The organism is Collinsella sp. AM16-21 (genome assembly GCF_003471905.1).
Taxonomy (GTDB): domain Bacteria; phylum Actinomycetota; class Coriobacteriia; order Coriobacteriales; family Coriobacteriaceae; genus Collinsella.
The window spans coordinates 48,140-59,728 of record NZ_QRKJ01000009.1; the positions used below are offsets into that span (position 1 = coordinate 48,140).

General features: G+C 58.9%; 11 protein-coding genes. 6 read left to right on the top strand and 5 right to left on the bottom strand.

Annotation, left to right across the window (positions count from 1 at the left end):
* The first annotated feature begins 92 nt into the window (after positions 1-92).
* Complete coding sequence (locus DW180_RS06315) at positions 93-1,049, top strand: tRNA-dihydrouridine synthase (protein WP_117773961.1); 957 nt, start codon at positions 93-95, stop codon at positions 1,047-1,049.
* Positions 1,050-1,223: 174 nt separating this feature from the next.
* Here DW180_RS06315 and DW180_RS06320 read toward each other — a convergent pair whose 3' ends face one another.
* Both DW180_RS06320 and DW180_RS06325 read right to left on the bottom strand, forming a co-directional pair.
* Positions 1,224-1,469: a glutaredoxin gene (locus tag DW180_RS06320; RefSeq protein ID WP_118238014.1), complete on the bottom strand. Its 246-nt coding sequence runs from the start codon at positions 1,467-1,469 to the stop codon at positions 1,224-1,226.
* 51 nt (positions 1,470-1,520) lie between these two features.
* A complete protein-coding gene (locus DW180_RS06325; RefSeq protein WP_118238016.1) occupies positions 1,521-2,348 on the bottom strand; it encodes a TipAS antibiotic-recognition domain-containing protein in 828 nt (275 codons plus the stop codon).
* An 86-nt stretch (positions 2,349-2,434) separates the two neighbouring features.
* Between DW180_RS06325 and DW180_RS06330 the strand changes: the two genes are divergently transcribed.
* The gene (locus DW180_RS06330; protein ID WP_233545205.1) at positions 2,435-3,226 is read left to right on the top strand and encodes a tRNA (N6-threonylcarbamoyladenosine(37)-N6)-methyltransferase TrmO; all 792 of its coding nucleotides are present in this window, start codon (positions 2,435-2,437) and stop codon (positions 3,224-3,226) included.
* Between the two features lie 112 nt (positions 3,227-3,338).
* The gene (locus tag DW180_RS06335) at positions 3,339-4,550 is read left to right on the top strand and encodes a MalY/PatB family protein (protein ID WP_118238020.1); all 1,212 of its coding nucleotides are present in this window, start codon (positions 3,339-3,341) and stop codon (positions 4,548-4,550) included.
* A 96-nt stretch (positions 4,551-4,646) separates the two neighbouring features.
* Here the strand turns inward: DW180_RS06335 and DW180_RS06340 are convergent, their stop codons facing one another.
* Together DW180_RS06340 and DW180_RS06345 are read right to left on the bottom strand one after the other, a co-directional pair.
* Positions 4,647-5,126 (bottom strand): pyridoxamine 5'-phosphate oxidase family protein, encoded by a 480-nt coding sequence (locus DW180_RS06340; protein ID WP_118238021.1) that lies wholly within the window; start codon positions 5,124-5,126, stop codon positions 4,647-4,649.
* Between the two features lie 41 nt (positions 5,127-5,167).
* Complete coding sequence (locus tag DW180_RS06345; protein WP_117758275.1) at positions 5,168-7,972, bottom strand: transporter substrate-binding domain-containing protein; 2,805 nt, start codon at positions 7,970-7,972, stop codon at positions 5,168-5,170.
* Between the two features lie 213 nt (positions 7,973-8,185).
* On the opposite strand from DW180_RS06345, the gene DW180_RS06350 reads away from it, so the two are divergent.
* From DW180_RS06350 to DW180_RS06360, 3 genes are all read left to right on the top strand, one after another.
* A complete protein-coding gene (locus tag DW180_RS06350; RefSeq protein ID WP_055252221.1) occupies positions 8,186-8,611 on the top strand; it encodes a potassium channel family protein in 426 nt (141 codons plus the stop codon).
* A 36-nt stretch (positions 8,612-8,647) separates the two neighbouring features.
* Positions 8,648-9,181, top strand: coding sequence for a TIGR00730 family Rossman fold protein (locus tag DW180_RS06355; protein WP_117758274.1), 534 nt, complete (start codon positions 8,648-8,650; stop codon positions 9,179-9,181).
* A 125-nt stretch (positions 9,182-9,306) separates the two neighbouring features.
* Positions 9,307-10,611, top strand: a complete 1,305-nt coding sequence (locus DW180_RS06360) for a chloride channel protein (protein WP_118238023.1) — start codon at positions 9,307-9,309, stop codon at positions 10,609-10,611.
* A 94-nt stretch (positions 10,612-10,705) separates the two neighbouring features.
* Here DW180_RS06360 and DW180_RS06365 read toward each other — a convergent pair whose 3' ends face one another.
* Positions 10,706-11,581, bottom strand: a complete 876-nt coding sequence (locus DW180_RS06365) for an EamA family transporter (protein WP_117640579.1) — start codon at positions 11,579-11,581, stop codon at positions 10,706-10,708.
* Between the last annotated feature and the right edge of the window lie 8 nt (positions 11,582-11,589).

Sequence of the window (11,589 nt, forward strand, 5' to 3'; positions counted from 1 at the left end):
GTTCTCGCGCCTGCGAAGAGTTCCTGAACCGCTTGAATGGGATGTGACAAAGGGACAGTCCCTTTGTCACATTGATTTGAGAGTGGATGTTGATGAATTTATCGCTGGCCCCTATGGAGGGGATTACCGGGCATGTGTTCCGTCGCGTGCATGCGGAGTGCTTTGGCGCACTCGATTGTTATTACACGCCGTTTTTGCCGCCGCCGCGGGTGGGCAACCGCTTTGGTGGCAAGGCGTTTAAAGAGGTCGATCCTGCCAATAACCAGGGGCTTAACGTAGTACCTCAGCTGATGTCCAAGAATGCGGACGAGTTTGTGTGGGCGGCGCAGGTGCTCGCCGAGATGGGGTACCGCGAGGTCAATCTCAACCTTGGCTGCCCCTCGGGTACGGTTGTTGCCAAAGGCAAGGGTTCGGGCTTTCTGCGCAACCTGGATGAGCTCGAGGTGTTCTTGAGCGACGTGTGCGAACGCTCACCCTTGCCGGTGTCGGTCAAGACCAGGCTGGGGTTGGAAAGCGATGACGAGTACGAACGCGTGCTCGACCTCTATTGCCGCATGCCGCTGGCAGAGCTGATCGTGCATCCGCGCGTGCAAAAGGACCGTTATACGGGCTCGCCGCGTAAAGAGTTTTACGGCGAGACGTTGGAGCGGGCGCCGTTTCCCGTGGCCTATAACGGCGACATCTTTGATCTTGAGGACATGGATGCGCTGGTGGGGGCCTATCCCGGAACACGCCACGTAATGTTGGGGCGCGGCTTGCTCGCGAACCCCGCGCTGGCTCGCATGGTTAAGGGCGGCCCTGCTGCCACGGCCGCTGAGCTGCAGCGCTTCCACGACATGCTGTTTGCGGCCTATGCGGACGAGATTGGGGACAACGCGGTCTTTCGCATGAAGGAGTGGTGGTTCTACGCCAAATGCGCCTTCGCCGATCCCGCGACCGTTCACAAGCTCGTTCGCAAGACCAAAAAGGTCGATGAATACCGCGCTGCTGTCGAGCGCGTCTTTCGCGAGCAGCCGCTTGCGCCTGTTGCCCGCTTTTGTGGCTACTAGTCGTTGGGGACGTTCTTTAACGACTAGTCATTCAAGAACGTCCCCAATGACTAGATTGAAAAGCTGTACGTCAGCATCCAAAGATGTCGGAAAATGTCGACTTTGGATGCTGGCGTACATGTTTGGTTCGTATGGGTTCGGCTCGGTTGGCGCGAACTGGCCGCAGTGCGCGTGCTAGAGCAGGTTCTTCTGCACCCACGCGATGATGTCGCTCGATTCGTAGAGTGGTTTGCCGTCGATGAACAGGCAGGGAACCTGGCGTTTTCCGCCGATGGCGATGAGTGCCTGCTCGGCTTCGGTATCGGTCGAGATGTTGCGCTCGGGGATGGTCACGCCGTTATCGGCCAGGAAACGCTTGACCTTTATGCAATACGGGCAGCCGGTCATAACGTAGAGCGCGAGCTCGTGATCAGTAGCCATAGGTCTCCAATCGGTTGAGGTTTCGATTGAAATACCCAAAGCCGCCGCGGTCTATGCACGCGTCAACGACGACTCGATTGCCTGTACCAGAAACGCTGTGGCTCCGGTGCCGCAGGGGTTGTCGTAGTAGTCAACAAAGCGCTGGTCGGCAAGATAACCATTGGCGAGGCCCAGGTATGCTTCGTCCTGGGGCTCGTGTCCCCAGTTAAGGCCAATCCATCGGCGGTGCATTGCGACAAGCTTGCGGGCTTCGTTACTCTTTGGATCGCCGTCGCCCATGGCAATCGAGAGCTGGCCCAGAATAGCGCGTTCAAGTTCCTTCATGTCGTTCCATGTCTCGGGATCCATATCCAGCAGTGCTTCGTTTGCGGCGTCGATCGCCTCGTCGCCATAGCGCGCTCGCGCCTCGGCACCGTAGCGCTCCTCGTTTTCGTGCACGGAGCGCCAGCGCTCCAGTTGCGGCAGCACGGCGCCCATGAGCGAGACGGCTTCATCGAGCGACATGCCGGTGTTTTGTGCCAGACGCGGGGCACAATCCTCAATCATCGCCTCCATGGTGGTGTCATAGGTGTACTTGCCGTGGTCGTAGCACCACTTGCAGTAATGATCGGTCGTGGCGCCCGTGGCGTCGGTGCCGTAGTCGTCGGGCGTGAGTATCATGCCGCAGCTCTGGCAATAGTGCTCGGGCATTTCGAGCAGGTGGGGCAGCGGCTCTCCGGTTACGGCGGCAATGAGCTTCATCATGTCAATGCCCGGGGTGACTTCGCCACGCTCCCAACGGCTGACGGCTTGGCGTGTGACGAAGAGCTTGGCGGCGAGCTGCTCTTGGGTAAGGTTGTTGTCGCGGCGGATGGCGATGAGCTTTTCTGCAAAGGCCATAATGGCTCCTTTCTGCTGCTTGTTGGCTTAAGCATACGCGGCAGCCGATGTCCTTCCAAGCAACCGTTGGTTGCATGCAGATGACGATGAGAGAGAATCGCAGCCTGCGCCCCGCGCGCCTGTGCCGTACAATGACCGGCATGGAACCTATTGCACACATACATACCGACCTGCCGCAGAAGTTCGGCATCCCGCGCAACAGCTTTTTGGCGCCCCATCTTGAGGGGCGCATTGTCTTTGAGCCGGAATATGCTTCCAACGCGGCGGTTGAGGGCTTGGACTCCTTCTCGCACCTGTGGCTGCTCTGGCGCTTTGAAAACGGAACGCCCGGCGGCACGGCGGAAGACATCGCCGCCGATGCCAAGACGCAGGACAGGTCTGGCACCAACGCCAAGTGGTCGAAGACCGTGCGACCGCCGCGCTTGGGTGGAGCCGAGCGCGTGGGCGTATTTGCCACACGCAGCCCGTTTCGCCCCAATCCCATCGGTCTTACCTGCGTCAAGCTCGACCGCGTGGAGCTTAACGACGACGCCCCCATCATCCATGTGCTAGGGGCCGATCTGCGCGACGGCACGCCCATCTACGACATTAAGCCCTACATTCCGTTTGCGGACTGTCACCCGGATGCGACAGGCGGCTGGATTGAGGATGCGCCGTGGCAAGATCTCGACGTTGAGTTTCCGCATGCGCTGCAGGATATGGTCCCGCCCGCAAAGCTCTCCGGCTTGATAGAGGTCCTTCGCCAAGATCCGCGCCGCGCGGGCAGCAAGCACGAGCCAAACCGCGTGTACCACTTGGCTTACGCCGGGCTCGACATATCGTTTACGGTTGATGGAACCAGCTTGACGGTAACCGCCGTCAACGACGCACGGGACTAGCTGGCCATTCGACGGCGCTCGCCAAATTCAACGCCAAACCCCGTGCCAAAATCGCCCACGCTGGTGGACAATAACGCCTATCAAAACAATCCGCTTTGCACGGGAGCTCAGCATGAAATACGACTTTACTTCGCTTATCGACCGCCACGGCATGGACGCCATCGCCGTTGACTCCTGGGGCGAGATCCCTGGCATGGCTCCGAACGCGCCCGACGAGGGCTTCGACCGCATCCCCATGTGGGTGGCGGACATGAACTTTGCCACGGTGCCCACGGTCCAGGAGCACATCATTCAGCGCGCCCAGCATCCCATGTTTGGCTATTTCGATCCGCGCGACGAGTACTTCGACCGCATCATCGAATGGCAGAGCCGACGTAATGGCGTCGAGGGTCTGCTCCCGGAGCATATCGGCTACGAAAACGGCGTGCTGGGCGGTGTCGTGTCGACCCTGCGGGCGTATGTCCAGCCGGGCGATGCGGTGCTGGTCCACAGCCCTACCTACATCGGCTTTACCAAGTCCATCGAAGCCGCGGGCTATCGCATTGTCCACAGCCCGCTTAAGCTCGACGACCAGGGCGTGTGGCGCATGGACTTTGAGGACATGGAGCACAAGCTCGTCCAAAACCACATCCACGCCGCGGTGTTCTGCTCGCCGCACAATCCCTGCGGCCGCGTATGGGAGCGCGACGAGATCGAACGTGCCATGGACATCTATCGCCAGCACGATTGCGTGGTGATCTCGGATGAGATTTGGTCCGATATCATCCTGCCGGGTCACAAGCATATCCCGACGCAGTCGGTGAGCGAGGATGCCCGCATGCGCACGGTTGCCCTTTATGCGCCCAGCAAGACGTTTAACCTGGCGGGCCTGGTCGGCAGCTACCACATCGTCTATAACGAGACGCTGCGCGACCGCGTGTGCGCCGTGTCCGACAAGACTCACTACAACGAGATGAACGTCCTCTCCATGCATGCGCTTATCGGTGCCTATCAGCCTCAGGGCTATGAGTGGGTGGACGAGCTCAACCAGGTGCTTGCCGGTAATATCGAGTGCTTCTGCGATTACGTTGACGAGCATTTTGCGGGCGTGTCCTATTCGCGTCCGCAAGGCACGTACATGGTGTTTCTGGACTGCACCGAATGGTGCCGCGAGCATGGCCGCGATATTCAGTGGCTGCTCGACGAGGGGGCGCGCGTGGGCGTGGGGTATCAGGACGGCCGCCCGTTCCACGGGCCCTGCCACATTCGCGTGAATCTGGCGCTGCCGCTTTCGCGCGTAAGGGAGGCGTGCGACCGCCTGGACCGCTACGTTTTTGGGGTATAGGGGGCGCTCGATTCGAGTGCTGCCCCATGCGCCCACGCCGTCAAAATGCGTGGGCGCATGGGGCGCAGAGGGTAGCGAGCGCGTTTTCCGCATTCGCTACTTTTCCTGAATCTGCTTGCCGCAAAGATACTCAATCGAAATCTCGTAGAGTTGGACGCCCTTTATGTCTTTGGCGATCTCCTCCTCGACTTCTTCGGCAGAAGGGTAGTACTTAAGCGCGAGCTGACGGACTTTGTCCTCGATAAACGCGGGCGCTTCATCTACCAGGCGACAACGACCAAAGACAACGGTACTCATAACGTAGGGAGCCCAGTCGCCGTCCTTGTACCACTCGTTGCCGTAAACGGTAAAGCAGACTTTATCATCATGCTTGAGTGAATCGACCTTGTGGCCAGCCTTGGCGCCATGGAAATAAATCTTGTCGTGCTCGGCGTCAAAGAAGTAGTTGACGGGAATGGCATAGGGGTAGCCATCATCGCCGTTGACGGCAAAGACGCCGCGCTTGCAGGTAGCGAGCAGTTCGCGCGCTTTCTCGTCGGTGATGGCGCGTTTCTTTCGACGTAAGGGCCTAAACATCGTTGGCTTCCTTTCTACTGCGCATGGTGGTTGAGCACAAACTATAGCGAAACAGCCCCATTTTTCTTGATACAGGCGAGTATGTTTTTGAGCTTGCTAAAGTCGAGCGGTTTGGGCAGATGGGCGTTCATGCCGGCGTCGTGTGCCGCCTTGGCGTCTTCGGCAAAGGCGTTGGCGGTGAGCGCGATGATGGGGATGTCGGCCGCATCGGCCTTTTCGCTCAGGCGGATCGCCCGGGTTGCCTCGTAGCCGTCCATGCCCGGCATCATGATGTCCATCAGGATTGCATCGAAGCTGCCGGTGGGACGACCAACATATAGATCGACCGTTTCGTTGCCGTCGGCGGCGCGAGTCACGACGATGCCTTCGCTTTCGAGCAGAGCTTGGGCAATCTCGGCATTGAGTTCGTTATCTTCTGCCAAAAGGACGTTCATGCCGGCGAGTGAGCAGCTGCTTACCTGCGTGTCTGCACATTCTTTTATCTGAGGGTTCTTGTCGATATCGAGCGGAATCCGGACGTCAAACGTACTCCCCACGCCAACCTCACTCGAAATCTCAATCGTGCCGCCCATCATATCGATGAGCGATTTGACGATAGACATGCCAATGCCGGTTCCTTGGAACTTGCTGCGCGCATCGTCGCCTTCCTGGGCAAACGGCTCGTAAATGTGTGCCAAAAACTCGGATGTCATACCAATGCCGGTATCCGAGACGCTAAAGCAAAACACGGCGTGCTCGTCGTCGACCGGTTTGATGGTCGATGAGAACGTGACGGTGCCTCCGTGCTTGTTGTACTTGATGCTGTTGTCGAGCAGGTTGACAAGGATCTGCCGAATATGGGTGGGGCTGCCGATCATATATTGGTCGACAGCGTAGGGCTCGCTGGTGTCGAGCATGGTTATGCCGCGGTCCGATGCACGGAGCTTGCACAGTACGAGCGCATTGTCGCACAGCTCTTTAAGGTTGAATGATTCGTGCTCGAGCGTCACTTTGCGCTCCTCGATCCTGCCCATCTCGAGGATGTCGTTAATCAGTGACAGCAGGTGATTGGCGGCAACGCGCGCCTTGGCGCGGCTTTCGCGGGCGACCTGCATGTCGCCTTCTCTCAATTCCTCAATTTCGATAAGGCCCAGGATGCCGTTGAGCGGCGTGCGGATGTCGTGGCTCATGCGCGTGAGGAAAGCGGTTTTGGCGGCGTTGGCGGCATCGGCTTTCTGCCGTTCCTCCTGTGCGCGGTAAAGCGACCAGACAAGGATGACGATGCCGGTGAGCAAAATGCAAATGACGACTGCCGCAATGACGATGCGGTTGCGGTAGAGAAGTCGGAACGCATCCGATTCTTGCGCCGAGTACGATGTGGGGAAATAGCTGTTTGCAGAGAGCGATTCACCTGCATTGACGATGCCCTTATTGATGATTCCCAGCAGCTCGGGCTTGCCGCGCGAAATTAAACACGATAGTTGTGCCGTGTTGGTGAGTTCCTGTGTTTCGAAATCCTCGATGTCGTAGATGTCGCGGAGAGTTTCCAGGCGCGTGCTGGGGACAATGATGCAACGTGCCTTCCCCTCATCGAGGGCTTTGAGCACCTCGCCGTCATTCGAATACTCGGTTACCGTTGCGTTCGGAAAGAGACTTTCGAGCTCAAAACGGTTAACGATTGTGCTCTTTGTACAAGCGATGTTCTTAAGGTCGCTGTTCAGGTTTTTGCCACTGTGAATGGCGGTCAGCGAAACCGTTCCCATCGAGTTTGACTGGATGACCCCTGTCTGTTCGGCGAGCCAGTAGTCGCGAAACAACGGCAGGGCGACATCGATGGTCCCGTTGGAAAGGGCTTTGATCATTTGCTTGTTGTTCGAGAGTGCGATTGTTTTGACCGTAATGTCAAACTTGTCGTGCAACGTCGTTGCAAGCGAGGCGAGCGACCCTTCCATCTCGCCGTCGTCATTTTGCGTACAGTAGGGAAGTTGGTTTTTAAGGTAGCCGAGCGTGATGGTATTGCCGTTTTCTTTGAGCCAGGTGGTCTCGGTGCCGGTGAGCGATGACGAGCCACTGTTTTGGGTCGAGTAACTCGTTTTGACTTCCTCGTTATAGCGCGGGTTATCGCGGGCGATGGTCGTCATGGCGGCGTTGATGTCGTTCATCAGGTCAGGGCGGCTTTTGGGAACGGCAAAATAGTAGTCGCTCGAGCCTACGTAGAACATGGGTGACGCATCGGGCGACGAAATGGTGTCGTTCATGATGACGGCGTCGACCTCGCCGTCTGCAAGCGCCTCAAAGAGGGCGCTGCCGGTGTCGATTTCTTTATAGGTGCAGGTAACGTCTTCGTTGGCGAGCCACTGCTGGCCGACGATAGTTTGCATAACGCCAGAGTTGCAGCCGATGGTGAGGCCTTGGAGCGCCTGAGGGTCACCCTTGGCTAGATCGTCGCGGTCGGGCCTGGCGTAGATATAGTAGCGCTCGGTGCCCTCGGGATTTGAGGAAAAGAGCAGCTTCTGCTCGCGTTCTGCCGAATACGAGATGTTGGGCATGAGGTCGATTTCGCCTGCCTCGAGCATGTCCATAAGCTCGGAGAAGGTGCCGCTAACGTATTCGTATTGCCAGCCCTTTGTGTAATACGAGAGGGTCTGGAGGTACTCGTAGCCCCATCCCGAGAGGCGCTCGCCCGGCGTGCCTTCCTGGAAGCCTTTGTTGTTGACGAGCCAGCCAACGCGGACCGTCTTGACCTGGTGGTCGGAGTCGGCGGCAAAGGCGGGGGCAGGCATGACGGCGCTCAGTACGGTGAGTACGGCAACCGCGACGGCTAGGGTGCGATATAGAGCCAAACGAAGGATGGCGGAAGGTTTCACATGTAAACCTATCGAGTCGAGACAGTATCACATAAGGATACCAGCTCAACCTGCCCACTCAGCCACCGCACCGCTAAACGGTCAGGTAGTCATTGGGGACGTTCTTGTTTGACTAGTCATTTAAGAACGTCCCCAATGACTAGTTCCGTTTGCGGGGGAGGCGTGGGACAATACCGAGCGAATGTGATTGGGCGTCTGGGAAAAGAGGTCGCGATGAACAAGTTGAGGACGCTTGCTGACGTGTTGCGCCAGGCTGGCTTTGCGCGCATCACGGGCCTGTTTCTCGTCTTCTATCTGCTGTGCTCGACGGCCGTCTGGCTGTCCGAGCCCACGACCCTCACGTTTGGCGACGGCCTCTGGTTTAGCTTTGAGACCGTATCGACGATCGGCTTCGGTGATATCCCGGCCGAGACGCCGGTTGCCCGCGCTATCACCGTCGTTTTGAGCGTCATCAGCATCTTCTACATCGCCATGCTCACGGGCGTGGCGGTGAACTACTGCAACACGCTCATCAAGATGCGTCAAAAGGACACCATGGCGCGCTTTATGGACGATCTCGAGCATTTGGAAGAGCTCGATCGTGACGAGCTCGCCGACCTGTCGCGCCGTGTGCGCGAATATCGCCGACGCCAACGCTAGAACGGGCGACGCGCGTCACGACGAGGGGGACTGAATATGAATATCACGGTATACCTGGGCGCGAGCGTCGGCAACGACCCGGCGTTTCTGCCTGCAGTGCGAGAGCTCGGCACGTGGATTGGCTCCAACGGCCACGCGCTGGTATACGGCGGCTCCAAGTCGGGCCTGATGGGCGCGCTTGCCGATAGCGTGCTCAATGCTGGCGGGCATGTGACGGGCGTTGAGCCGAGCTTTTTTATCGAGGCAGAGTTTCAACACGACGGTATTGACGATCTCATCGTGACGAGTGACATGGCCGAGCGTAAGGCCAAGATGATCGAGCTCGGCGACGCGTTCATCGCCTTCCCGGGCGGTACGGGCACGCTCGAGGAGATTGCCGAGGTCATGTCCGCCGTGTCGTTGGGGCATCTCGATGCACCGTGCATCCTGTACAACCTCGGGGGCTACTACAACGATCTTAAGTCGCTGCTCGGGCGCATGATCGACAAGGGCCTATCGAGCCCGCAGCGCCAGACCGGCATCTACTTTGCCGACGACCTGCGTCAAATCGCATCGATTATCGGCGCCTAAGCCTTAGGCTCATCGCTCGTGCGGCACCCAACGGCACCGTTCGCGGCGTAGATGGTTAGCCCGCCCGAGGCCTGCTCGTCCTACAATAAAACGTATCTTTGTCGATTTGACCACGGGAGGTCCCGATGGATACCCCTGCAAAACCCAAAAACCGTGCGCTGTTCTTAGTGAGCGTGGCTGCGACCGGTGCGTTTGCGGGCACCGCGGTCTGGCTGTTCTTCTTTGCGATGGAGCGCGGTATCGACTATCTATGGACCGAGATCCCGCATATGCTGGGCGTCGCTTCACCCGAGCTCGCGAGCGGCCCGTTCGGGTTTTTGCCGTATCCGTTTTTCGTCTGCCTGCTGGGCGGCCTGCTGATCGGCCTGTACGAAAAGATGACGGGCACCAAGACCGATGACCTCAACCAGGTAATGGCCAAGGTTAAGCAAGACGGTCGCTATCCGTACGACAACCTGGGCAAGCTTTCGCTCGCGGCGTTGCTGCCGCTGCTGTTTGGCGGAAGCATTGGACCGGAGGCCGGCCTGACCGGCGTTATCGCGGGTCTGTGCAGCTGGGTCGGCGACCGCATGCGTCGCTTTGGAGCTGAGTTTAGGGAGCTCACGCTGCTGGGCACCCAGGCTGCTCTGACGGCACTCTTTACCGCGCCCGTGTTTGGCTTTGTGGCGCCGCTCGCCGGAAGTGCTGACGGTCAGGGTGCCAACGAAGACGAGGATTCCGCCTCCGACGAGATCACCATCAAGCTGCCCAAGGCGCAAAAGACCGTGGTCTACGGCATCGCGATTGCCGGCGGTCTGGGTACCTACCTGCTGCTCGGCCAGCTTATGGGCGGCGGCATGGGCATGACCAGGTTCGAGTCCGCTCAGGTGGGCAACCTGGAACTTGTCTGGCTCATTCCGCTGGCGTTGGTCGGCACCGTATGCGGCTGGCTGTACTTTGTCTCTGAGCACGCGAGCGAAACGTTTGCCCGGGCCATAGGAGAGCGTCCTGTCGTTAAGGCAATGCTGGCCGGTCTGGTACTTGCCGCCTGCGGTACGGCTCTGCCCTACACCATGTTTGCCGGCGAGACCCAAGCCGACGTGCTCATGGAGACCTATCTGACCATTCCCGCCGGCGTGCTTATCGCGACCGGTCTTGTTAAGGCCATGCTGACGCCCGCCCTCATCAACCTTGGTTGGCGTGGCGGCCACTTCTTCCCGGTTATCTTCTCGGGTGTGAGCCTGGGCTATGGTCTTGCCATCCTCACCGGCGCCGATCCGGTCTTTTGCGTCGCCGTCTGCACCGCCTCGACGATGGGCGTCGTTATGCGTCAGCCGGTCATGGTTGTGGGCCTGCTGCTCATGTGCTTCCCGCTCAAGGGTATCGTCTGCATGATCATCGCCGCCGTCATCGCGGCGGGCATTCCGCTGCCCAAGCCGCTGCGCAAGTAGCACGGTAGCGCGCGGGCAATACAAACATCTCAAGCCCGGTGTGGGCGCTGTGTCACGGATTTGCGGGTGGACTGAATCTCGCCTGACACCGACGCTACTTCCAAATCGCGAGCGCGGCGGTGCCCAGCACGATGAGGAAAAGGCCGATGGCGCTTCGATGCGACAGCTTTTCGTTGAAGGCCAGTCGTGCGAACAGCACCGATACGACAATCGATAGTTTGTCGATTTGCACGACGACGCTCACCTGGCCTGCAGCGATGGCGTAGTAGTACAGCAGCCACGACGCGCCGGTCGCAATGCCCGATGCCGCAAGAAATGCGAGTTCGCGCGGGTCAATGCGCGCGACCTGCTCCAGCTTTCCCTTGGCAGCCACGATTGCCCATGCCATAACAAGTACCACACAGGTGCGGATTGCCGTGGCCAGGTTTGACTCGACACCTTCGATGCCGATCTTGGCGAGGACGGAGGTGAGTGCCGCGAACACGGCGGCGCCGAGGGCGTAAGCGAGCCAGGCTCGGTCTTGCTTTTGCTCTGCGCCGACGGACTGCTTTTTCTCGATCATCAAAAACGTGCCGAGCGTGATAACTGCGGTTCCCACGAGCTTGACCGCCAGGTTGCCTGTCTCACCAAAAAGCACTATGGCGATCAGCACGGCGAGCACGGTGCTCATCTTGTCGACGGGTACAACCTTGTTGACGTCTCCGATGCTGAGCGCCTTAAAGTAACAGATCCACGAGGCGCCGGTGGCGAGTCCCGAGAGGGTGAGGAATAGCCAGGCTTTGGCGGGAATGGCGCCGATTGCTCCGATGGATCCAGAAATGCCCGCCATTGCCCAGGCAAATACGAGCACCACGCAAGTACGGATGGCGGTTGCAACGTCGGAGTCGGTGTGCCTGATGCCGCATTTGGCCAAAATGGATGTGATGCCGGCAAAGAAAGCTGATGCAAATGCTGCTGTAACCCACGACACGGGTTGAG